The organism is Streptomyces stelliscabiei (assembly GCF_014873495.1).
GTDB classification, from domain to species: domain Bacteria; phylum Actinomycetota; class Actinomycetes; order Streptomycetales; family Streptomycetaceae; genus Streptomyces; species Streptomyces bottropensis.
Window position 1 is genome coordinate 1,068,718 of record NZ_JADBGF010000001.1, and the last position, 22,380, is coordinate 1,091,097.

Annotated in this window: 16 protein-coding genes; 4 read left to right on the plus strand and 12 right to left on the minus strand. The window is 72.5% G+C overall.

The genetic code is table 11. The annotated features are described in order from the left end of the window. Positions 1–63 precede the first annotated feature (63 nt). From H4687_RS04670 to H4687_RS04685, 4 genes are all read right to left on the minus strand, one after another. Positions 64–1,230: a thiolase domain-containing protein gene (locus H4687_RS04670; protein ID WP_005474398.1), complete on the minus strand. Its 1,167-nt coding sequence runs from the start codon at positions 1,228–1,230 to the stop codon at positions 64–66. Beyond that, complete coding sequence (locus H4687_RS04675; RefSeq protein ID WP_046919521.1) at positions 1,227–2,303, minus strand: thiolase domain-containing protein; 1,077 nt, start codon at positions 2,301–2,303, stop codon at positions 1,227–1,229. The genes H4687_RS04670 and H4687_RS04675 overlap by 4 nt, the downstream gene beginning before the upstream one ends. Beyond that, a complete protein-coding gene (locus tag H4687_RS04680; RefSeq protein WP_046919520.1) occupies positions 2,300–3,241 on the minus strand; it encodes a Zn-ribbon domain-containing OB-fold protein in 942 nt (313 codons plus the stop codon). Before H4687_RS04680 ends, H4687_RS04675 begins: the two co-directional genes overlap by 4 nt. Before the next feature lie 139 nt (positions 3,242–3,380). Next, positions 3,381–4,181, minus strand: a complete 801-nt coding sequence (locus H4687_RS04685) for a crotonase/enoyl-CoA hydratase family protein (protein WP_046919519.1) — start codon at positions 4,179–4,181, stop codon at positions 3,381–3,383. A 167-nt stretch (positions 4,182–4,348) separates the two neighbouring features. On the opposite strand from H4687_RS04685, the gene H4687_RS04690 reads away from it, so the two are divergent. Beyond that, complete coding sequence (locus H4687_RS04690) at positions 4,349–5,968, plus strand: acyl-CoA synthetase (RefSeq protein ID WP_046919518.1); 1,620 nt, start codon at positions 4,349–4,351, stop codon at positions 5,966–5,968. Positions 5,969–5,989: 21 nt separating this feature from the next. On the opposite strand, the gene H4687_RS04695 is transcribed toward H4687_RS04690, so the two are convergent. After that, positions 5,990–6,829 (minus strand): alpha/beta fold hydrolase, encoded by an 840-nt coding sequence (locus tag H4687_RS04695; protein ID WP_046919517.1) that lies wholly within the window; start codon positions 6,827–6,829, stop codon positions 5,990–5,992. A gap of 61 nt (positions 6,830–6,890) precedes the next feature. Beyond that, positions 6,891–8,390, minus strand: coding sequence for an acyl-CoA synthetase (locus H4687_RS04700; RefSeq protein ID WP_046919516.1), 1,500 nt, complete (start codon positions 8,388–8,390; stop codon positions 6,891–6,893). Positions 8,391–8,622: 232 nt separating this feature from the next. Between H4687_RS04700 and H4687_RS04705 the strand changes: the two genes are divergently transcribed. Then, positions 8,623–11,040, plus strand: a complete 2,418-nt coding sequence (locus tag H4687_RS04705; protein WP_046919515.1) for a penicillin acylase family protein — start codon at positions 8,623–8,625, stop codon at positions 11,038–11,040. A 245-nt stretch (positions 11,041–11,285) separates the two neighbouring features. Here H4687_RS04705 and H4687_RS04710 read toward each other — a convergent pair whose 3' ends face one another. After that, positions 11,286–12,956 carry an acyl-CoA synthetase gene (locus tag H4687_RS04710; protein WP_078907287.1) on the minus strand — a complete coding sequence of 557 codons (1,671 nt, stop codon included), beginning with the start codon at positions 12,954–12,956 and terminating at the stop codon, positions 11,286–11,288. Further along, positions 12,953–14,065, minus strand: coding sequence for an NAD(P)H-dependent flavin oxidoreductase (locus tag H4687_RS04715; protein ID WP_046914130.1), 1,113 nt, complete (start codon positions 14,063–14,065; stop codon positions 12,953–12,955). Before H4687_RS04715 ends, H4687_RS04710 begins: the two co-directional genes overlap by 4 nt. A gap of 185 nt (positions 14,066–14,250) precedes the next feature. On the opposite strand from H4687_RS04715, the gene H4687_RS04720 reads away from it, so the two are divergent. Beyond that, positions 14,251–16,077 carry a serine hydrolase domain-containing protein gene (locus H4687_RS04720; RefSeq protein ID WP_046914131.1) on the plus strand — a complete coding sequence of 609 codons (1,827 nt, stop codon included), beginning with the start codon at positions 14,251–14,253 and terminating at the stop codon, positions 16,075–16,077. A 50-nt stretch (positions 16,078–16,127) separates the two neighbouring features. Here the strand turns inward: H4687_RS04720 and H4687_RS04725 are convergent, their stop codons facing one another. From H4687_RS04725 to H4687_RS04740, 4 genes are all read right to left on the minus strand, one after another. After that, complete coding sequence (locus H4687_RS04725) at positions 16,128–17,753, minus strand: phytoene desaturase family protein (protein WP_046914132.1); 1,626 nt, start codon at positions 17,751–17,753, stop codon at positions 16,128–16,130. A 209-nt stretch (positions 17,754–17,962) separates the two neighbouring features. Next, positions 17,963–20,248, minus strand: a complete 2,286-nt coding sequence (locus tag H4687_RS04730; RefSeq protein WP_046914133.1) for a serine/threonine-protein kinase — start codon at positions 20,246–20,248, stop codon at positions 17,963–17,965. A gap of 67 nt (positions 20,249–20,315) precedes the next feature. Continuing rightward, positions 20,316–21,227, minus strand: coding sequence for an oxygenase MpaB family protein (locus H4687_RS04735; protein WP_078907284.1), 912 nt, complete (start codon positions 21,225–21,227; stop codon positions 20,316–20,318). A 224-nt stretch (positions 21,228–21,451) separates the two neighbouring features. Continuing rightward, the gene (locus H4687_RS04740) at positions 21,452–21,916 is read right to left on the minus strand and encodes a MarR family winged helix-turn-helix transcriptional regulator (protein WP_046914134.1); all 465 of its coding nucleotides are present in this window, start codon (positions 21,914–21,916) and stop codon (positions 21,452–21,454) included. Between the two features lie 59 nt (positions 21,917–21,975). On the opposite strand from H4687_RS04740, the gene H4687_RS04745 reads away from it, so the two are divergent. After that, entirely contained in the window at positions 21,976–22,344 is a 369-nt protein-coding gene (locus H4687_RS04745; RefSeq protein ID WP_005474434.1) for a VOC family protein, read from the plus strand. The last annotated feature ends 36 nt before the right edge of the window (positions 22,345–22,380 follow it).

The following is a 22,380-nucleotide window of genomic DNA, read 5'->3' on the forward strand; positions in this document are numbered from 1 at the left end:
CGTCGTCCGCCCGCCAGACTAGCGATCGACCCCCACCGCCGACAGGCCACGTGAGGGGGAGGTTCAGGAGGTGGGCGGCTCGGCGCCCACCAGCCACATCGAGAAGAACTGCGATCCGCCGCCGTAGGCGTGTCCGAGCACCCGGCGGGCGCCCTCCACCTGGTGTTCTCCCGCGAGGCCCCGCACCTGGAGCGCGGCCTCCGCGAAACGGATCATGCCGGAGGCACCGATGGGGTTGGTCGACAGGACTCCGCCGGACATGTCGACCGGGAGATCCCCGTCCAGCTCGGTGACACCGGACTCGGTGAGCTTCCAGCCCTCCCCCTCCGCCGCGAAGCCCAGGTTCTCCAGCCACATCGGCTCGTACCAGGAGAACGGGACGTACATCTCCACCGCGTCGATCTCGCGGCGGGGATCGGCGATGCCCGCCTGCCGGTACACGTCGGCCGCGCAGTCCCGTCCCGCGCGCGGCGACACGCTGTCCTTGCCCGCGAACAGCGTGGGCTCGCTGCGCATCGCGCCGCCGTGCATCCACGCGGCGGGCCGGGGCGCCCGGGCGGCCCCCGCGCGGTCGGTGAGGACCATGGCGACGGCCCCGTCGGAGGACGGGCAGGTCTCGGAGTAGCGGATCGGGTCCCACAGCATGGGCGAGGCCTGGACCTTCTCCAGCGTGATGTCGTGCTCGTGGAGGTGGGCGTAGGGGTTCTTCAGCGCGTTGCGGCGGTTCTTGTACGCGACCAGGGAGCCGACGGTGTCGGGGGCGCCGCTGCGTCGCATATACGCCCGCACGTGCGGGGCGAAGAAGCCGCCGGCGCCGGCCAGCAGCGGCTGCTGGAACGGGATCGGCAGGGACAGGCCCCACATGGCGTTCGACTCGGACTGTTTCTCGAAGGCGAGGGTCAGCACGGTGCCGTGGACGCGGGCGGCGACCAGGCTCGCGGCGACCAGCGCGGTCGAACCGCCCACCGAGCCGGCCGTGTGCACCCGCATCATGGGCTTGCCGACCGCGCCGAGCGCGTCCGCGAGATACAGCTCGGGCATCATGACGCCCTCGAAGAAGTCGGGCGCCTTGCCGATGACGACGGCCTCGACGTCGGCCCACGTCAACTCGGCGTCGTCCAGGGCCCGCCGGGCGGCCTCACGGACGAGCCCGGCGATCGACACGTCCCGGCGCGCCGCCACGTGCTTGGTCTGGCCGACGCCTACGACGGCCACGGGCTCCTTGCTCATCGGGGATCCCCTTCGAGTACGGCGACCAGGTTCTGCTGCAGACACGGGCCGGACGTGGCGTGTGCCAGCGCCCGGTCGGACTCGCCCCGGTGGATGCGGGCGGCGGCCTCGCCGATCCTGATGAGGCCGGCGGCCATGACCGGGTTGGCCGCCAGAGCCCCGCCCGACGGATTGACGCGCACCCTGTCGTCGAGCCCCAGCACCTCGCGCAGGATCACCTCCTGCGAGCTGAACGGCGCGTGCAGTTCGGCGGTGTCCACCGGGCGGGCGAACGCTCCGGCGCGCTCGGCGGCGAGCCGGGTGGACGGCGAGTCGGTGAGATCGCGTACGCCGATGCCGTGCGCCTCGATGCGGTGGTCGATGCCCCGGATCCAGGCGGGCCGCTCGCACAGGTCACGGGCCCGGTCCCCCGCCGCGAGGATCACGGCGGCGGCGCCGTCGCCGATGGGCGGACAGTCCCCGGTGCGCAGCGGCCGTACGAGATAGTCCCCCTGCGGTACCGAACCCCGCAGCTGGGCGTGGGAGTTGGCGGCGGCGTCGGCGCGGCTGCGGGCCCCGACGGCCGCCAGTGCCGGCTCGTCCGTGGTGCCCGCGTCGATGAGCGCCTGCGCCTGGAGGGCGGCGAGGGCGACGGAGTCGGGCCACAGCGGGGCCACGTAGTAGGGGTCGAGCTGCCGGGTCAGGACGTCCCGCACCGATCCGGGCGAGGACTTGCCGTAGGAGTAGACGAGCGCGGTGTCGGCGTCGCCGGTCCGCAGTTTCACCCAGGCCTCGTACAGCGCCCACGCCCCGTCCATCTCGACGTGCGACTCGGAGATCGGCGGCCAGGCGCCCACGCCGTCGAGGGCCAGGGTGAAGGAGAAGGCGCGCCCCGCCAGGTAGTCGCTGGAGCCGGAGCAGGTGAAGCCGATGTCGGCGGTCTTCAGTCCGGTGGCCTCCATGACCTCGTGGAGCACCGGCATGAGCATCTCCACCTCGGAGACGTCGTCGCTGGTTCGCCGGTGGTCGGTCTGGGCGAACGCGACGACGGCGATGTCACGTGCGTCCGCGTGTCGTGCTGCCTCGCGTGTCATAGCGTCTCCCTGAACGTCTCGTAGTCCGCGTCGGGTTCGCCGGTGGGCCGGTAGTGGTCGGGGTAGCGGGCCCCCTCGGTCCACACCGGTTCGACGCGCAGTCCCATGCGCACCTGGTCGTAGGGGATGCCGGCGATCCGGCCGTGCAGGGCGAGTCCGGCGCCGTCGAGGGCGATGTGGGCGTAGACGTAGGGGACTTCGATGTCCAGGTTCTTCGCCTTGATGTTGACGATGCAGAACGTGGTGACCGTCCCGCCGGGCCCGACCTCCACCTGTTCGGCCGTGGCCACCCCGCAGGTCGGGCAGGCGCCCCTCGGCGGGACGTACACCTTGCGGCAGGAGGGGCAGCGTTCGCCGACCGTGCGGCGGCCGCCGAGGGCGTTGATGTAGCCGGTCTGGGCGCGGCCGGGCGAGTAGGTGTAGTCGAGGCGGGCGGGGGCGACGATCCCGGTGACCGCGTCCTCGAACTCGCCGCTGTGGCCCGCCGGTTCCGCCGCCTGCCCGTCGTAGGGCTCGAAGCAGGCGATGTCCGTGATGGCACCGGACCGTTCCTCGGCCCACCGGACGCGGACGCGCATGCCGGTGCGGACGGCGTCGGGGCCGGGCGCGTCGAGGGCGTGGAGCAGGGCCGTGTCGGCGCCGTCGAGCCGCACCAGCACCCAGGCGAAGGGGGTGGCGAGAGGCTGGCCGCGGCGCGGCTCGGGGTTCCAGGCCCAGGTGGTCACGGTGCCGGTCGGCGCGACCTCGACCAGGTCACGGATCTCCTCGGCGGTGACGGGGTCGTACTCGACCGGTGGCACGAGCACCCGGCGGTCGCCGGTGCGCACACCGAGGACCACACGTTCTCGCAGTCCTGTGAGGAAGGCGCTCTGTACGGGCCCGAGAGACCGGGTGAAAGGGAACTCGACGGTGAGGGGCGCTCTGAGGATCGCGGACATCGGGGTTGTCTCCTCGAACAGAGGGTCACGGACGCTTTTCGGGGGCGCGGGCTGTGCCGACGCGGCTCCGCCGTGGGGGCGCGACCGGTCACGACGGACCCGCAGCCGAGGCACGACCGCCCTCCGCCCCGCGCAGGACCTACGCCCGCTTGTAGACAGGGGGCCGCTTCTCGGCGAAGGCACGGGCACCTTCCTTCGCGTCGGCCGTGTCGAAGACGGGCCACCCCCGTTTCAGCTCGGCGGCCAGCCCCTCCGCCTCGGTCATCTCGGCCGTCTCGTACACGGACGCCTTCACCGCCTCCACGGCCAGCGGCCCGCACGCGTTGATCCGCTCGGCGATCTCCAGGGCCTTGGCCAGGGCCGTGCCGTCGGGCACGACATGCCCGATCAGCCCGATCCCGGCGGCCTCGCGCGCGCTGTACGGCCGCCCGGTGAGCAGCATCTCCAGCGCGTGCGTGCGCGGGATCTGCCGCTGGAGACGGACCGTGGAGCCGCCGATCGGGAAGAGCCCGCGCCTGACCTCGAAGAGGCCGAACGTCGCCGACTCGCCCGCGACCCGGATGTCGGTGCCCTGGAGGATCTCCGTGCCGCCGGCGACGCAGTGTCCCTCGACGGCGGCGATCACCGGCTTGCGCGGCCGGTGGTGACGGAGCATGGCCTTCCAGTGCAGGTCGGGGTCGGCCTTGAGCCGGTCCCGGTACTGCTGCCCCTCCATCCCCTTGCCCGCGAGGGCCTTGAGGTCCATCCCGGCGCAGAATGCGCCGCCCGCTCCCGTGAGGACGATCGAGCGGACCTCCTCGTCCTCGTCGGCCTGGACCCAGCCGTCGTACAGGCCGACGAGCATCGGCAGCGAGAGCGCGTTCTTGGCTTCGGGCCTGTTGAGCGTGAGCACCAGTGTGCCGCCTTCGCGCCGCACGGTGAGGTGTTCGGTGCCGCCCATCGGGGTTCTCCCTCCACAGGAAACGAGAACAGGTTGCAGGAGACGGGGCGGCACTTCAAGAGGTTTCTGACAGACAGTCAGATTTCTGTGCGGGGACTCTTCACAGTTGTGCCGCCCTTTGCTCTGATGACCGGCAACCGAGGGGCAGCGAGGTCAGGAGGAGCGCGGTGGAGTACAACCTTGCCGACCTGTTCGAGTCGGTGGTCGACGTGGTTCCGGGCCGGGCGGCGCTCGCGTATCTCGACATCCCCGGCACGGGCGCGGAACACCGGCTCACCTACGCGGAACTGGACGCGGCGGCCAACCGGGTCGGACACCATCTGCTCGACAGCGGGATACGGCCCGGCGAGCACGTGGGGCTGCACCTGTACAACGGCATCGAGTACCTGCAGACCGCGCTCGGGTGCCTGAAGGCCCGGATCGTGCCGGTCAACGTCAACTACCGATATGTCGAAGAGGAGTTGGTCTACCTCTATCGGGACGCGGATCTGGCCGGTCTGGTCTTCGACACGGAGTTCACGGGGCGGGTGGCGGCCACGCTGCCGCGCACGGAGAAGCTGCGGCACCTGGTGCGGGTGGGGACCCCCGCGCCGGACGCGCCCCCGCTCGACGCGGTCGACTTCACCGAGGCGGTGGCTGCCGCGTCCGCCGAGCGGGGCTTCCCCGCGCGCTCGGGCGACGACCAGTTCATCATCTACACCGGCGGCACCACCGGCATGCCCAAGGGCGTGATGTGGCGTCAGGAGGACCTGTTCTTCTCGGGGTTGGGCGGGGGCGCCCCTACCGGGGAGCCGGTGAAGTCGCCGGAGGAGCTGGCCGAGCGCGTCGCGGCCGGCGGCGAGGGGATCACGTTCTTCCCCACGGCCCCGCTGATGCACGGCACCTCCACCCTCACCGCGTTCATCGGGTTCAACTTCGGCCAACGGGTGGTGATCCACCGCAAGTTCGTGCCCGAGGAGGCCCTGCGGACGATCGAGAAGGAGAAGGTCACCAGTGTGTCGCTGGTCGGCGACGCCATGCTGCGCCCGCTCATCGACGCGCTCGACGGCCCGATGCGGGGCACGGACTGCTCCTCCCTGTTCAGCGTGTCGTCGTCCGGGGCGATCATGTCGGAGACCGTCCGGCAGCAGTTCCAGGCCCTGGTGCCGAACGCGATGGTGCTGAACAACTTCGGGTCGTCGGAGTCCGGTTTCAACGGCACGGCGACGGCGGACTCGGGTGCGGGCGACGGGTTCCGGATACGGGTCCACTCCCGGACACAGGTCGTGGATCCGGCGACGTACGAACCCGTGCCGGTCGGCGTGCCGGGCCGGGTCGCCCAGCGCGGCCATGTCCCCCTCGGCTACTACAACGACCCGCGGAAGACCGCCGAGACCTTCTTCGAGCGGGACGGCGAGCGCTGGGTGCTCCTCGGCGACATGGCGACCGTCGACGAGGAGGGCGTCGTCACGGTCCTCGGCCGGGGCTCCCAGTGCATCAACACCGGTGGCGAGAAGGTGTACCCGGAGGAGGTCGAGCAGGCCCTGAAAGCCCACCCCGACGTGTACGACGCGCTGGTGGCCGGGGTGCCGGACGCCCGCTGGGGCAACCACGTCGCCGCCGTCGTCCAGCTGCGCGAGGGCGCGGACCTGCCGTCCCTCCAGGACATCCAGAGCCACTGCCGCGCCCGCCTCGCCGGCTACAAGATCCCCCGCCAGCTGGTCCTCACCGACACGATCCAGCGCTCCCCCAGCGGCAAGGCGGACTACCGCTGGGCGCGGTCGGTGGCGGTGGCGGCCGACGGGTGAGCCACCCCCCCCGGGGTCCCGTCAGCGGCCGGTGAGAAACGCCTCCACCTCCCTGACGAACCACCGCGGGTCGTCCAGCCACGGGAAGTGGCCGCCGCCCGGCTGGACCGCGAACCGCGCGTCCGGGAAGAAGGCGGCCGCGCGGTGGGCGAGTTCGGGCGTGGGGCCGGTGTCGAGTTCGCCCGCGTACATGAGGACCGGCGCCCGCAGCGCGGCGAGGGCGGCTCGGGTGACGGGCGGGTCGTAGGCGCCCTCGGAGCCGTAGACGGCGGACGCCTCGTCGTTCGTCTGGTCCTCGTCGGCAGCCATGTGGGCGCGGGCGGTGTCGTCCCAGCGGCCGTAGAACAGCGGCATCATGGCGTCGTCGAAGGGGCCGCGGCCGGTCCAGGCGGCCTCGAAGGCCGCGTACGCCTCGGCGAACCACGGTTCGCCCACGCGCAGGCGGGCGGCGGCGAGGCGGTCCTCGACGGTCACCGGCAGGCCCACCGCCCAGGGGGTGGCGGTGATCAGCGCCAGACGGGAGACGCGCTCGGGGTGGCGGGCCGCGTAGAGCGTGGCCAGGTTGCCGCCGGCCGAGTGGGCGAGCAGGTCCACGCGGTCCAGGCCCAGGTGGGCGCGGAGTGCCTCCACGTCGTCGACCTGGCGGTCGCAGCGGTAGGTCGCGGGATCGGCGGGGACGGCCGAGTCGCCCGTGCCGCGCAGGTCGAGCAGGACCAGGCGCCGGTGGGCCGTCAGACCGCCGAGGTCGCCCAGGTAGGCGGAGGCGCGCATCGCTCCGCCGGGGAGGACGATCAACGGGTCGCCCTCGCCGCGCAGGTGGTAGGCGAGTGCGGTTCCGTCGGGTGCGGTGAAGGTCGGCATGGTTCGATCTTCGGGGGCGGGCGGTGTGCGCCGCAACGGGGTTCACGGCGCCACCGGGCACTCAGGTCCGCGTGAGGCGGTCCCGCAGCTCCCGTTTGAGGATCTTGCCGCTCGCGTTGCGCGGCAGCGCGTCCACGAAGTGGATCGACTTGGGTGCCTTGAAGTGCGGGAGCTTCTCGCGGGCGTGGGCGAGGAGTTCGTCCTCCGTGACCTCTTCCCGGCGTACGACGACCGCCGTGACGGCCTCGATCCAGTGGTCGTCGGGCAGGCCGACCACCGCGACCTCGGCGACCGCCTCGTGGGTGTAGAGCGCGTCCTCGACCTGGCGGGAGGCGATGAGGACGCCGCCGGAGTTGATGACGTCCTTCACGCGGTCGACGACGGTGAAGAAGCCGTGGGCGTCGCGCACGGCGAGGTCCCCCGAGTGGAACCAGCCGTCGCGGAACGCCTCGGCGGTCTCCTCCGGCTTCTCCCAGTAGCCCTCGCAGAGCTGCTGCGACTGGTAGACGATCTCGCCGGGCGTGCCGTCGGGCACCTCCTCGCCGTCCTCGTCGACGACCTTCGCCTCCACGAACATCACGGGACGCCCGCAGGAGTCCATGCGGCCCTTGTGCTCGTGCGGTCCGAGAACCATCGCCAGCGGGCCGATCTCGCTCTGCCCGAAGCAGTTGTGGAAGGCCAGCTCGGGCAACCGCTCCCGGAGCCGTTCCAGGACGGGCACCGGCATGATCGACGCCCCGTAGTACGCCTTGCGCAGGCCGCCGAGGTCACGCGTGTCGAAGTCGGGGCGGCCCGCGAGGGCGATCCACACGGTGGGCGGGGCGAAGAAGCTGTCGGCGCGGCCCTCTTCCACGAGGTCGAGGATCCGGTCGCCGTCGGGGGCGTCGAGGATCGTGTTCGTGGCGCCGACCGCGAGGTACGGCACCAGGAAGACGTGCATCTGGGCGGAGTGGTACAGCGGCAGGGAGTGCACGGGCAGGTCGCCCGCCTGGAGGTCGAGGGCGGCGATCGCGCTGAGGTACTCGTGGACCAGCGCGCGGTGCGTCATCATCGCGCCCTTGGGAAGCGCGGTCGTGCCCGAGGTGTACAGGAGCTGGACGAGGTCCTCGGCCCGGGGCTCCTCGCCGTCGTACGGCTCGGTGCCGGCGAGTCGTACGAGGAGCGAGTCGTCCGCGTCGCGCAGGGGCAGGGCGCGGGTGCCCTCGGGGAGGTTGCCGGCCAGGTCGGGATCGGTGAGGACGAGGGTGCTGCCGGACTGGTCGAGGAGGTAGGCGAGGTCGTCGCCGGTGAGGTTCTGGTTGACGGGGACGTGCACCAGGCCGGCGCGCGCGGCGGCCAGGAAGGCGATGAGATAGGCGTCGGAGTTGTGGCCGTAGGCGGCGACCCGGTCACCGGGCCGCAGTCCGGTGTCGCGCAGGGCGCGGGCCGCGCGGGAGACCGCGTCGTCCAGTTCGGCGTAGGTCCACGACCGTTCGCCGTAGTGGATCGCGACGCGGGCGGGAACGCGCCGGGCGCTGCGGCGCAGCGTCCCGTCGACCGTCACACTGCGGCCTGCCGTCATGTTTCCCGCTCCTTCGTCCACGTTTCCGACGCCCGATCCTCGTTCCGTCCCACGAGCGAGGTCAAGCGCGCCACCCTCGCGGCCGGAATCCGGCACACATGGCGAGAAGTGGCTCAACTCCGGCCGCCGGACGACGAGTCACCTTGAGGGAGGATCCCGCACCCGTATGGACTACGCAGACACGTGTCGACATGCTCAACCATCCTTTCCCTGAACGACGTTGGGAGCCCGTATGCGCACCCGCCTCAGACGGTCGGTGGTCTCGGCCGTCGCCCTGCTCACCGCCTCCGCCGTCCTGCCCTCGGCCACCGCCGCCGACGACGCGCGAACCGGTGAGCGCCGCACCTCCCACGGCGGTTTGTCCGCCGTGATCCGCTACACCGAGTACGGCGTACCGCACATCGTCGCGAAGGACTACGCGAACCTCGGCTTCGGCACCGGCTGGGCGCAGGCCGCCGACCAGGTGTGTGTGCTCGCCGACGGGTTCGTGACCGTGAGGGGGGAGCGCTCCCGCCACTTCGGGCCCGACGCGGCACCCGACTTCTCGCTCTCCTCCGCCTCCAAGAACCTCACCAGCGACCTGTACTTCCGGGGCGTCCGGGACGCGGGCACCGTACAGCGGCTGCTGGACCGGCCCGAACCGCTCGGGCCGAGCCGTGCGGCCAAGGACCTGATGCGGGGCTGGGCGGCCGGCTACAACGCGTGGCTGAAGAAGAACCGGATCACCGACCCGGCCTGCGAGGGCGCCGCCTGGGTGCGGCCGGTCTCCACGCTCGACGTCTTCTCCCGCGCGTACGCCCTCGCCGTGCTCGGCGGCGAGGGGCGCCTGGTGGACGCCATCACCACCGCGCAGCCGCCGGCCCCCGGCACCACGAACAGGGCCACCGCCCCGGAGCCCGCGGCCGCCGCCCGCGCCGCGCGCGAACTGTTCGACGCCGCCGACGCGGACATGGGGTCGAACGCCGTCGCCTTCCGCGGTGACACCACGGCGAACGGCCGCGGGCTGCTGCTCGGCAACCCGCACTATCCGTGGGTCGGCGGCCGTCGGTTCTGGCAGGCGCAGCAGACCATCCCCGGGGAGCTGAACGTCTCGGGAGGGTCGCTGCTCGGCACGCCGATCACCCAGATCGGCTTCAACGCGAAGGTCGCGTGGAGCCACACCGTGGCGACCGGCGTCCCCATGAACGTCCATCAGCTGGCGCTGGACCCTGCCGACCCGACCACGTACCTGGTGGACGGCGCGGCGGAGCGGATGACGAAGCGGACCGTGACCGTCGGCGTCAAGGACGGCTCCCCGGTCACCCGCACCCAGTGGTGGACCCGCTACGGCCCGGTCGTCACCTCGCTCGGCGCCGACCTCCCGCTCCCCTGGACGGGCGGCACCGCGTACGCGCTGAACGACCCCAACACGGCGAACATCCGCTTCACCGACACCTCGCTGGGCTTCGCCAAGGCCCGCGGCACGGCGGACGTTCTCGCGTCCCTCGCCCGGCACCAGGGCCTGCCCTGGGTGAACACCGTGGCCGCGGACTCCGCCGGACACACCCTGTTCACCCAGTCGCAGACGCTGCCCCGGATCACCGACGACCTGGCGGCCCGCTGCTCGACACCCCTCGGCAGGGCCACGTATCCCTCGGCGGGCGTCGCGATCCTGGACGGTTCCCGGGCCGACTGCGCGCTCGGCAGTGACGCCGACGCCGTGCAGCCGGGGATCTTCGGGCCCGCGAGGATGCCGACGCTGAAGGACGCGCCGTACGCGGAGAACTCCAACGACAGCGCGTGGCTGGCCAACGCGGACCAGCCGCTGACCGGGTACGAGCGGGTCTTCGGCAACCTCGGCACGCAGCGCTCGATGCGCACACGCGGCGCGATCGAGGACGTGGCGGCGATGGCGGACGAGGGCGGCCTGACCGTACGGGACCTGCAGCGGCAGCAGTTCGCGAACCGGGTGCCCGCGGCCGACCTCGGCGCCCGGGACGCGGCGCGGGCGTGTGCCGCGCTGCCGGACGGCACGGCGACCACGGGTGACGGCCAGGCGGTCGACGTCTCCGAGGCGTGCCGGGTGCTGCGCGCATGGAACCGGACCGCCGACAGCGACAGCCGGGGCGCGCTGCTCTTCGACCGGTTCTGGCGACGGCTGAACGCCGTGGTGCCGCGCGCACAGCTGTGGAAGGTGCCGTTCTCGGCTTCGGACCCGGTCGGCACCCCGAACACGCTGAACACCGACGCGCCCGGCTTCGGGACGGCCCTCGCGGAGACGGTGACGGAACTGCGGGCGGCCGGCATACCCCTGGACGCGAAGCTCGGCGACCACCAGTTCGTCGTACGCGACGGTCGACGCATCCCCGTGTCCGGCGGCACGGAGTCGCTGGGCGTGTGGAACAAGATCGAGTCGTCCTGGCGTCCGGCCGAGGGCGGCTACCCGGAGGTCTCGTCGGGTTCCAGCCATATTCAGGCGGTCGGCTGGGACGGCGGCCGCTGCCCGGTGGCCCGCACGCTGCTGACGTACTCGCAGTCCTCCAACCCGAACTCGCCCCACCACCTGGATCAGACGCGGCTGTTCTCCGCGGAGAAGTGGGTGACGTCCCGCTTCTGCGAGAAGGACATCCTGTCCTCGCCGAAGCTGAAGGTGGTCCGTGTGGGCCAATGAGCGAAGGGAGGTGGTGCCGCCCCGTCCGGGGCGGCACCATTTTCATGGCGGCACCTTTCCGCCGGCATATCACCGCTTTCCCCGAGGAGGCCGCCCGGTGGCGCAGGACCCGTTGCGTCCGTGGACGGATTCGACCGCCAGGATCGACACGACGGTGGCGCGCAAACCATGAGGGCCGCGTGCGTATGCCCCGACAACCGTGCGCGGGCCGTGCGGCCCGCGCACGGCGCGCGCGACAGCGGTCCTCAGACGGCCTTCTGCCGTCCCTCCCAGTACGGCTCGCGCAGCCGCCGTTTGTAGAGCTTGCCGTTGGGGTCGCGGGGCATCGCCTCGGTGAAGTCGACGCTCTTCGGGCGCTTGTACCCGGCGAGCCGACGGGCGCAGTGGGCGAGGATCTCCTCGGCGAGACCCGGCCCCGGCGTGAATCCGGGGGCGGGCTCCACCACGGCCTTGACCTCCTCGCCCCAGTCGTCGTGCGGGATGCCGAAAGCGGCGGCGTCGGCGACGGCGGGGTGGGTGAGCAGGGCGGACTCGATCTCGGCGGGGTAGATGTTGACGCCGCCGGAGATGATGAGGTCGATCTTGCGGTCACGGAGGAAGAGATAGCCGTCCTCGTCGATGAGTCCGAGGTCGCCCACGGTGAAGAAGTCGCCGATGCGGTTCTTGCGCGTCTTGCCCTCGTCCTTGTGGTACGAGAATCCGCCGGTGCTCATCTTCATGTAGACGGTGCCGAGTTCACCGGGCGGCAGCCGGTTGCCGTCGTCGTCGAAGACGGCGAGTTCGCTGATGGGCCAGGCCCTGCCGACCGTGCCGGGCTTCTTCAGCCAGTCCTCGGCGGTGGCGAAGGCGCCCCCGCCCTCGCTGGCCGCGTAGTACTCCTCCACACACTCGCCCCACCACTCGATCATGGCCCGCTTCACATGGTCCGGGCAGGGCGCGGCCCCGTGGATGGCGTGCCGCATGGACGACACGTCGTAGCGGGCGCGCACCTCCTCGGGGAGGGCGAGCAGGCGGTGGAACTGGGTGGGCACCATGTGGGTGTGCGTGCAGCGGTGGGCGTCGATGACGCGGAGCATCTCCTCGGGCGTCCACTTGTCCATCAGCACCAGCCGGTGCCCGATGTGCAGGGAGGCGCCGGCGAACTGCAGGACGGCCGTGTGGTAGAGCGGCGAGCAGACCAGGTGGACGTTGTCGTCGAAGGGCCTGATGCCGAAGATGCCGAGGAAGCCGCCGAGGTAGGACTCCTCGGGGAGCTTGCCCGGCAGCGGGCGGCGGATGCCGCGCGGGCGGCCGGTGGTGCCGGAGGTGTAGTTCATGACCCAGCCGAGGGTGCGCTCCCCGGGCGCCGACTCGGGCTGTCCGTCCAGGAGTTCGGCGTACGGGCGGAAGCCTTCGGCCGTACCGACCGTGTAGCGGTGGCTCGCGGGGAGCTTCGCCTCGTCGGCGGCGCCGCGGGCCGCGTCGGCGAACCGCTCGTGCGCGATGAGTACCTTGGCGCCCGAGTCGGAGACGATCCAGGCGATCTCGGGGCCCATCAGATGGTGGTTGACGGGGACGAGGTAGAAGCCGGCCTGGGTGGCGGCGAGGTAGGCGGTGAGGAACTCGACACCGTTGGGCAGGACGACGGCGAAGGCGTCACCGCGCTCCAGCCCGGCCGCCCGCAGTCCGTGCACCAGGCGGTTGGTCTCGGCGTGCAGACGCCCGGCGGTCCACTCCTGCCCGTCGGGGGCGATGAGCACCGCACGGTCGGGGTCGGCGGCGGCCTGCGCCCAGAAGCCCTGGGGAGGCTGGGCGTTCGGGGCTCCGCCCCGCGCGGACCGGCTTTGGGGGGCACGGTCCTGGGCGGGTCCGTCCTGGGCGGGTCGGTCCTGGGCGGGTCGGTCCTGGGCGGGTCGGTCCTGGGGGGCTCGGCTCACTGTCCCTCGCTCCTTCCGGCGATCCGGTTGATGCGGTCCACGGCCTGCTCGAAGCCCCGGGTGAGGTCGTCGAAGACGGCCTGGACGCTGCGTTCGCTGTTCATACGGCCGACGATCTGGCCGACCGGAGTGCCGAGCAGCGGCTCCACCTCGTACTTCTGGATGCGGGAGACCGCCTCGGCGACGAGCAGGCCCTGGAGGGGCATGGGGAGGGTACCGGGTCCGCTGGGGTCGTCCCAGGCGTCGGTCCACTCGGTACGGAGCTGGCGCGCGGGTTTGCCGGTGAGGGCGCGGGAGCGGACGGTGTCGCCGGAGCCGGCGGCGAGCAGCTTCTCGATCAGCCGGGGCGAGGACAGTTCGGCCTCGGTGGTGGTCAGCCACAGCGAACCGAGCCAGACCCCCTGGGCGCCGAGCGCGAGGGCGGCGGCCACCTGCTGTCCGCTGCCGATACCGCCGGCGGCGAGGACGGGCAACGGGGCCACGGCGTCGACCACTTCGGGGGTGAGGACCATGGAGGCGATCTCGCCGGTGTGGCCGCCGGCCTCGTAGCCCTGGGCCACGACGATGTCGATGCCCGCCTCGGCGTGCTTGCGGGCGTGGCGGGCGCTGCCGGCGAGCGCCGCGACCAGGACGGCCTGTTCGTGGGCGCGGTCGATGACGTCGGCGGGCGGGGAGCCGAGGGCGTTGGCCAGCAGCTTGATCGGATAGTCGAAGGCGACGTCGAGCTGGCTGCGGGCGACCTGTTCCATCCAGCCGGTGATGCGCCAGCCGGAGGCCTCGCCCTCGGCCAGCTCGGGCACGCCGTACTTGGCGAGGGTCTCCTGGACGAACTGCCGGTGCGAGTCGGGGATCATGGCCTCGACGTCGGCCTCCGTCACCCCCTCGACCTTTTTGGCCGGCATGACGACGTCCAGTCCGTACGGCATGCCGTCGACATGGGCCTCGATCCAGTCGAGGTCGCGCTTGAGATCGTCGGGGGCCGTGTAGCGGACCGCGCCCAGCACCCCGAAGCCGCCTGCCCGGCTGATGGCCGCCGCGACCGCGGGGAACGGCGTGAAGCCGAAGACGGCGTACTGGACTCCGAGTGTGTTGCTCAGCTCCGTCTGCATGGTGCGCAGGATGCCGTAGTCCTCCGGACGAGGGAAGGGGTTTTCTGATGCACCGTCAGATTTTGTTGGTGTCGTGTGTGCGGGGGCGGGTCGCTGATCCGTGGGTGGCCGACGGGTGCCTGTTCCCCAGGGGCCGGGCGCGCGGTTCCTCGCACCCTTGGGGGGTGGGTGCTTGACTGGGTTTCATGAGTGAAGCTGTGGGGGGCTCGGGGTCCGGGATGAGTCGGCGGCAGCTCGGCCGGCGGGTGTTGGCGGTCGGTGGAGGGCTCGCCGCGCTGCCCTTTCCCGCCGGGGCGGTCGCCTCTGCCTCCGCCTCCGGGGGTGGTCGTCCGACGCTGCGCCACGGTTCTCCCGAGCGGGCCGGTCTCCTCCCCGAACCCCTGGATCGGCTCGTCACCGATGCCGAAACGTTCCTCGGGCCCTCGCCCAAGCACCCCTGGTACGCGGGCGCCGTCCTGCTCGCCGGGCGGGGCGGGACCGTCGCCCTGCACCGGGCGATCGGGATGGCGGTGCGGTACTCGGCGTACGACGAGAAGACGGACACGGGGGTGGAGTTCCCGGCGGACCAGCGGATTCCGATGACGCGGGACACCGTCTTCGATCTGGCCTCGGTGTCGAAGCTGTTCACGTCGATCCTCGCGGTGCAACAGATCGAGCGGGGCGCGCTGGAGCTGGAGGGCAGGGTCGCCACGTACCTGCCGGAGTTCGGCGCGGCGGGCAAACAGGACATCACCGTGCGCCAACTGCTCACCCACACCTCGGGTTTCCGGCCCTGGCTCCCGCTCTACAAGGAGCCGACGCACGAGGGGAAGCTCCGGCTCGTCTGGAACGAGGCGCCGCTGAACCCGCCGGGCACGACGTACCTGTACTCGGACCTGAATCTGATCTCGCTGCAGCTCGTCCTGGAGGAGATCACCGGTCTCGGTCTGGATCGGCTGCTCCGAAACGAGATCACCGCTCCACTCGGGATGCACCGCACTCGCTTCAATCCTCCGGCCTCCTGGAAACCCGGCATCGCGGCGACCGAGGACGCCCGCCTCCCCTGGTCGGGCCTGGACCGGGGGCTGGTGTGGGGCGAGGTGCACGACGAGAACGCCTTCGGTCTCGGCGGGGTCGCGGGCCATGCCGGTGTCTTCTCCAGCGCCTGGGACCTGGCCGTCCTGGGCCGCACCCTGCTCAACGGCGGTGTGTACGGCAGGGCCCGCATCCTCGAACCCCGTTCGGTGGAGCTGATGTTCACCGACTTCAACACGGAGTTCCCCGGCGACGAACACGGGCTGGGCTTCGAGCTCTACCAGCACTGGTACATGGGCGCGATGGCCACCCCGCGCACGGCGGGACACACCGGCTTCACCGGCACCTCCCTCGTCCTGGACCCGACCACCGACTCCTTCCTCGTGGTCCTCGGCAACTCCGTCCACCCGGTGCGCGGCTGGCGGTCCGGCTCCGCGCCCCGGGTCGCCGCCGCGAACAACCTCGCCCGCGCCGTTCCCGTACGCCCCGCCCGGGGCCGTGCCTCCTGGTTCTCCGGAATGGCGTCCGCCACCACGGCGACCCTCGTTCTCCCGCCGCTCGACACCACCGGAGCCGGGAAAGCCACCGTCACAGCCTCCGCCACCGCCCCCGGGCGGCCCCGCCTGCGGTGCGCCCTGTGGTGGGACACCGAACCCCAGGCCGATGCCCTCTTCCTGGAGACCTCCGCCGACGGCGGCGACACCTGGCTGCCGGTGGCCTTCACGACCCTCCGGGACGGGGAGGCACCGCTGGAGCATCCGTCCGGGTCGGTCACCGGCTGGTCGGGCCGGGCATGGCACCGGGTCACCGCGGAGTTGCCGGGGACCACCGGGCTCACCGTGCGCTGGCGCTACACGACCGACCGGCAGTACGTCGGCCGTGGGGTGTACGTCGACGGGCTGCGGGTCGCGGCGGGAGGCGGCACCCTGTTCGACGAGTCGCGGCCGGCGGACGCGGGGCGGATCACGGCGGTGGGCTGGACGGCCGCCGCCGACTAGCGGAGCGAACGGGCGGCGGCCCCGCGACCGGACCTGCCCGGACGTGCCGCCTACGCCGGGCGCGGGCCGTCCGCCCCGGACTCCTCCAGGACCGCCATGGCCGCGTTGTAGCCCGGGACCCCGCTCACCCCGCCACCGCGTACGGCGCCCGCGCCGCACAGCAGGACGTTGGCGTGGCGGGTCTCCACACCCCAGCGGCCGGTGCCTTCCTGCGTGTGGGGCCAGGCGAGGTCGCGGTGGAAGATGTTGCCGCCGGGGAGGCCGAGGTCGCGTTCCAGGTCGAGGGGGGTCCTGGCCTCGATGCACGGGCGGCCGTCGGCGTCGGTGGCCAGACAGTCGGCGAGGGGCTCGGCGAGGTGGGCGTCGAGCTGGGCGAGGGTGGCCTTGAGGAGGTCCTCGCGTACGGCGTCGTTGTCGGCCTCGAACAGCCGCGCGGGCGTGTGCAGGCCGAACAGGGTGAGCGTCTGGTAGCCCTGATCGACCAGGTCCGGGCCGAGGATGGTCGGATCGGTGAGGGAGTGGCAGTAGATCTCGGAGGGCGGGGCCTCGGGGAGCACACCGGAGGCGGCCTGGGCGTGGGCGAGGGCCAGTTGGTCGTATCCCTCGGCGATGTGGAAGGTCCCGGAGAACGCCTCGCGCGGGTCGACGTCCTGGTCGCGGAGCCTCGGAAGCCGCGTGAGCAGCATGTTCACCTTGAGCTGGGCGCCCTCGGCAGGGGTGGGCGGTGCGTCGCCGGTCAGCGCGGCCAGTTCCTGGGGCGAGGCGTTCACCAGGACGTGCCGCGCGGCGACGGTGCCCTCGATGTCGGCCGTCCGGTAGGTGATCTCGGCGGACCGTCCGTCCGTCGCGATCCGCCGCGCCTCGTGACCGGTGGCGATCACGGCACCCGCCGCGCGCGCGGCCGTGGCCAGCGCGTCCGTGAGCGCGCCCATGCCGCCGACCGGCACGTCCCAGGCTCCCGTACCGCCGCCGATCACGTGGTAGAGGAAGCACCGGTTCTGACGGAGGGAGGGGTCGTGGGCGTCCGCGAAGGTGCCGATGAGCGCGTCGGTGAGGACGACCCCGCGCACGAGGTCGTCGGCGAACCTCGCTTCGACGGCCGCGCCGATCGGCTCCTCGAACAGGACCCGCCACGCCTCCTCGTCGTCGATACGCCCGCGCAGGTCGTCGCGGGTGGGCAGGGGCTCGGTGAGCGTCGGGAACACCCGTTCGGCGACGCGGCCCGTCATCGCGTAGAACCGCTGCCACGCCTCGTACTCGCGGCCCGAGCCCGTCAGCCGCGCGAACGCCTCGCGGGTGCGGCGCTCTCCGCCGCCGACGAGCAGGCCGGTGGGGTGACCGTCGCGTTCGACGGGGGTGTACGACGAGATCGTGCGGCCGCGGACGCGGAAGTCGAGGTCCAGGTCCCGCACGATCTTCCGGGGCAGCAGGCTGACCAGGTAGGAGTACCGCGACAGCCGGGCGTCGACCCCGGCGAAGGGCCGGGTGGACACGGCGGCTCCGCCGGTGTGGTCCAGCCGTTCCAGCACCAGCACGGAACGCCCGGCGCGGGCCAGGTAGGCGGCGGCGACCAGGCCGTTGTGGCCGCCGCCGACGATCACCGCGTCGTACGTGTCGTGAGGCCGGGGTCCGGCCGGACGTCCGGGGCGGTCGGAGTGTGCGGGGGTGGCAGGCATGGCTCTTGGTAACACGCGATGATCGAGGTCGGCCAGGGGGGCGGGCCGGCTGGATCAACGCCGCCGGGGCGGTGGGCCTGAGGCCTACGGGTCGACGGCCGTCCGCCGGGCGGCCCCCGCCGGGCGACCTCCATCGAACGCCCCCGTCGGGCGACCTCCACCGATCGGCCTCCCGGTGCTCGCCTCTCCCCCGGCCGCCGGCCGCGGTGTCACCCGCCGCCCGGAACCCGCTGCCGTATCGCCGCCACGCGACGGTACACCTCCACCGCCTCCGGGCCACGGCCCAGTTGTTCCAGGCAGCGGGCCTCGTCGTTGCGGCTGGTGAGGGCGTCGGGGTGGTCGGCGCCGAGGACGCGCTCGCGGGCGTCGGCGACGTGGCGGTACGCGGTGAGGGCATCGGCCCAGCGGCCGAGCCATCCGAGGCCGACGGCGACCTCGCGGCGGCTGACGAGCGTGTCGGGGTGGTCCGCGCCGAGGACGCGCTCGCGCAGGGCGCACACATCGCGGGACTCGGCGAGGGCCTCCTCCCAGTGGCCGATGCGGCCGAGACTGACGCCGAGACCGTGGCGGGCGCGCAGGGTCTCGGCGTGTGCGGGGCCGTGGACGCGGGTGCGGTCGCCTGCCAGGGCCCGGTACAGGGTCAGCGCCTCGGCGGGGCGGCCGAGCCGGCCGAGGCTGATGCCGACCTCGTGACGGGCGGCGAGGGTGTCGGGATGGTCGGGGCCGAGGGCCTGGGCGCGGGCCTCGGCGACCTCCCGGTAGGTCCGCAGCGCCTCGGTCCAGCGGCCCAGCTGACCGAGGGCGTAGCCGACCTCGAAGCGGGTGACGAGGGTGTCGGGATGGGTGGCGCCGAGGACGCGGGCGCGGGCGGTGGCGACCTCGCTCGCCATGCGGTACGACTCCTCCGGCCGGCCGATCCTGCTGAGGTTGAAGGCGAGGTTGTGGCGGCAGCGCAAGGTGTCCGGATGGTCGGGTCCGGCGATGCGTTCCCGGGCGGAGAGGACGGACAGATACGCCTGGTGGGCTTCGAGGTGCCGGCCCAACCGCCCGAGTACGTACGCCATTTCCTGCCACGCGGCGAGGGTGTCGGGATGCTCGGGGCCGAGGGCGTGCCGGCGGGCGAGGGCGACATGGGCGAACGCGCGCAGCGCGTCGGCGGGGCGGCCGGTGCGGCTGAGGGCGAGGCCGACCTCGTAGCGGCTGGACAGGGTGTCGGGGTGGTCGGGGCCGAGGGCGTGCTCGCGTTCGGCGGCGACCGCGCGGTGCACCTCGCCGGCCTCCGTCCAGCGGCCGAGGCGGCCCAGGTGCAGCCCCGCGTCGTGCCGGCCGGCCAGGGTGGTGATCAACTCCGCGGACGGGGCGGGCTGTTCGCAGCGTGGGGAACGCTCCGCGCGGCCGGTGGCGGGGCGGGCGATCCACTCTCCCGTGAGACCGGCGGAGGCGTCCTGCGGGGTGAGGCCCCCTCCGGCGCCGACGGCCTTGTGGCCGGTGGTCATGCCATGGGTCCAGGAGGGCAGCCGGGGTTCGCGCGACGGCGGTTGCTCGGGGCGCCTGCGGGGCCGGGGCGTGGCGGGAGCGGGCTCGGGCCAGTGGGGACGCGAGACGCCGGCCGGCACCGGGGAGCGGGCGGGCGCGGTGGTGGTCGCCGCCCGCCCCTCGCCGACCCTGCGGCTCACCTCACCGGCGTCGTACGGTCGCGCCGCGGGCTCCTTGGCCAGCAGGTCCAGGATGATCCGGTCGAGGTACTCGGGTACCTCGCGGCGGTGGCTTCGCGGGGGCGTCGGCGCGGTGTCGCGGTGTCCCATCAGGACCGCCCAGGCGTCGTCGAGGTCGAACGGCGGCACCCCGGTGGCGATCTCGTAGAGCACACAGCCGAAGGAGTACAGATCGCTGCGCCGGTCGACCCGGTCGCCGCTGATCTGCTCCGGCGACATGTAGTGCGGGGTGCCCATCGCGATGCCGGTACCGGTGAGGCGGGAGGTGAAGGTGACGTCGCGGCCGAGGCGGGCGATGCCGAAGTCGCAGATCTTCACGGTGCCGTCGGGGAGCATCATGATGTTCGCGGGCTTCAGGTCCCGGTGCACGATGCCCTGGCGATGGGTGTGGGCGAGGGCGGCGGCCACCTGGTCGGCGATCTCCACGACCGCGGGGACGGCCAGCGGACGGTGTCTGTTGTCCTCCAGGAGCTGGCTGAGGTTGCGTCCCTCCAGCAACTCCATGACGAGGAACAGCACCCCGTCGGACTCTCCGAAGTCGTGGACCACGGTCACCCCCCGGTGTTGGAGGGCGGCCGCGACGCGCGCCTCGCGCCGGAAGCGTTCCCGGAGCACGTGGGTGTCGGACCGGTCGGGCCCGGTGTCGACGGGCTTGAGGCACTTGACCGCGACCTGCCGGGCCAGCGATTCGTCTCTGGCGCGCCAGACCTCGCCCATCCCCCCGCGCCCGATCAGATCGAGCAACCGGTACCGGCCCTGGATCAGCCTGGTGTCCGCCATCGCCAACGATCGCCCCCGTCCCCGTACGGACCCGCCTCGCCCTCCCCGGCCCGTCCAGTATGACGGGCTATGGCCTGACTTTGTACGGTGCGGGACGGGAGCCGGGGCCGAGCCGTGCCAGGGCGCGGAGGATGTGCTGGGGCGGGAGTTGCCAGCGCAGACGGGCGGGGACGCGGCGCAGGAGGGTGCCGGTGCGCCGCAGTCGGCGGGTGACCAGGGCGGGCGCGGGGGCCGCCCTGCCGTACAACTCGTGGGCGTACGGAGGCAGGGAGGCGTACGCCAGGTCGGCCACGCGCCGCCACAGTGCCTCACGTGCCGGGACGAGCAACGGGTGGGTGGGCGGCCGGCGCAGGCAGTCGTCGACGTCGTGTGCCTCGGGTCCGGCGGCCGGCTCGGGGCGGGCCTTCTCGAAGTAGGCCGCCAGCTCGGCCCGGTCGCCCGGTACGTCGTCGAGGTCGAGGCCCACCAGGCGGGCGATGACGCGGTGTTCGCCGACATGGCGGTCGGCGGCGGTGTCGGTGAGGGGGTATCCGGAGCGGCGCAGGATGTGGGGGTAGGAGTCGATCTCGGCGCAGTGCACCCACAGCAGGAGGCCGGGTTCGTCGACGCCGTACCGCTCCCCCGTGTCCGGGTCGGTCGCCGGGAGGAGGCGGTGGGTCTTCCGGACGCGGGCACCCGCCCGCTCGGCCGCCTCCGTGGTGCCGTACGTCGACGTACCGACGAAGTTCGCCGTGCGCATCAGTCGGCCCCAGGCGTCCTTGCGGACGTCGGAGTTCTGCATCACGCCGCGCACCGCGCGCGGGTGCAGGGCCTGGAGGTAGAGCGCGCGGATCACGGCGATCCACATCACAGGGTCGCCGTGGGCGGCCTGCCAGGTCACGGAGGCGGGCCCGAACAGGCCGGGGTCGGCCGCAGGGGGACGGCTGCGGGCGTCCTCGCGGTCAGGTGGGACCGCGGCCGCCCGGTGCCTGCGGAGCATCACGTCGACCCGCGCCGGTGCCGACCGGACTCAGCCGGGTGCTGGGCTCTCCGCGGAGCCTTCTTGCCACATCGGTGCACCTTCATGGACCTTTCCGCCCTTGTCCTCCGAGTGACTCTTCCCGGAGCGCCGCCGGAGCGCCGCCGGATCATCCTCGTGCGACCGGACGCGTGCGCCGCCTCGACGGGGCAGCCGCGATCTCCGGAGAACGAACTCTGCGCCGGCTACGCACCGCCGTCGCCGTCGCCGTCGCCGTCGCGCAGGGAATGGATCATGCTCCGCAGGATGCGGAACGCCTCCGACTGCTCGGTCCCGGTCATCCCGGCCAGCATTCTGACCTCGACCGACCGGACCGCCACGGTCGCCTTCTCCAGGCTCCGCCGACCGCGCGGCGTGAGCCGTGCGGGGAGAGCCTTCCCGACCGGCGCCTCCGCGGGCCTGGTCACGTAGCCGTCCCGTTCCAGGGCCTGGAGCAGTACGTTCATCGACTGCCGGGTCACGAACGCACCCCGCGCGAGTTCGGAGTTCGACAGGCCCGGTCGCTGGGCCAGCAGTTCGAGGCAGGAGTAGTGCGTCACGTTCATCCCGAGCGGCCGCAGCACCTCCTCCATGGCCGTGCGCAGGACGCTCGACGCCTCCTTCAGCAGGTAGCCCAGTGACGTCTCCAGGTCCACACCGTCTTGATTCATGTCAGTACTTTGACATAGGGTCCTGTGTCAGAAAGCTGACATAGAGAAGGAGCATCAGCATGCCCGTCACCGGCCCCGACTTCATTTCCCTCCAGGCGCGCGACCTCGACGCCTCACGGGCGTTCTACGAGCAGTACCTGGGCCTCGTCCGCTCGCCGGCCGGCCCCCCGCACGCCGTGGTCTTCGAGACGAAGCCGATCGCGTTCGCACTGCGCGAAATCGTTCCCGGCACCGATCTCGCATCCGTCGCCCAGCCCGGCATCGGCGCCGCGATCTGGCTGCACGCCACCGATGTCCAGGCCATTCACGACGCCCTCGTCGCCGACGGTCACACCATCGTCTCCGGGCCGATCGACGGCCCCTTCGGTCGGACATTCACCTTCGCCGACCCCGACGGCTACCAGATCACTCTGCACGACCGCACCTGACCGGCCGAACGCCGCCGGATGATCACCCGCTCCTTT

What these genes read in the sequence shown, in the direction of transcription:
- H4687_RS04670 (WP_005474398.1), bottom strand. Translation starts at nt 1,230, where the DNA reads ATGAGCAAGGAGCCCGTGGCCGTCGTAGGCGTCGGCCAGACCAAGCAC.
- H4687_RS04675 (WP_046919521.1), bottom strand. Translation starts at nt 2,303, where the DNA reads ATGACACGCGAGGCAGCACGACACGCGGACGCACGTGACATCGCCGTC.
- H4687_RS04680 (WP_046919520.1), bottom strand. Translation starts at nt 3,241, where the DNA reads ATGTCCGCGATCCTCAGAGCGCCCCTCACCGTCGAGTTCCCTTTCACC.
- H4687_RS04685 (WP_046919519.1), bottom strand. Translation starts at nt 4,181, where the DNA reads ATGGGCGGCACCGAACACCTCACCGTGCGGCGCGAAGGCGGCACACTG.
- H4687_RS04695 (WP_046919517.1), bottom strand. Translation starts at nt 6,829, where the DNA reads ATGCCGACCTTCACCGCACCCGACGGAACCGCACTCGCCTACCACCTG.
- H4687_RS04700 (WP_046919516.1), bottom strand. Translation starts at nt 8,390, where the DNA reads ATGACGGCAGGCCGCAGTGTGACGGTCGACGGGACGCTGCGCCGCAGC.
- H4687_RS04705 (WP_046919515.1), top strand. Translation starts at nt 8,623, where the DNA reads ATGCGCACCCGCCTCAGACGGTCGGTGGTCTCGGCCGTCGCCCTGCTC.
- H4687_RS04715 (WP_046914130.1), bottom strand. Translation starts at nt 14,065, where the DNA reads ATGCAGACGGAGCTGAGCAACACACTCGGAGTCCAGTACGCCGTCTTC.
- H4687_RS04720 (WP_046914131.1), top strand. Translation starts at nt 14,251, where the DNA reads ATGAGTGAAGCTGTGGGGGGCTCGGGGTCCGGGATGAGTCGGCGGCAG.
- H4687_RS04725 (WP_046914132.1), bottom strand. Translation starts at nt 17,753, where the DNA reads ATGCCTGCCACCCCCGCACACTCCGACCGCCCCGGACGTCCGGCCGGA.
- H4687_RS04730 (WP_046914133.1), bottom strand. Translation starts at nt 20,248, where the DNA reads ATGGCGGACACCAGGCTGATCCAGGGCCGGTACCGGTTGCTCGATCTG.
- H4687_RS04735 (WP_078907284.1), bottom strand. Translation starts at nt 21,227, where the DNA reads ATGCTCCGCAGGCACCGGGCGGCCGCGGTCCCACCTGACCGCGAGGAC.
- H4687_RS04740 (WP_046914134.1), bottom strand. Translation starts at nt 21,916, where the DNA reads ATGAATCAAGACGGTGTGGACCTGGAGACGTCACTGGGCTACCTGCTG.
- H4687_RS04745 (WP_005474434.1), top strand. Translation starts at nt 21,976, where the DNA reads ATGCCCGTCACCGGCCCCGACTTCATTTCCCTCCAGGCGCGCGACCTC.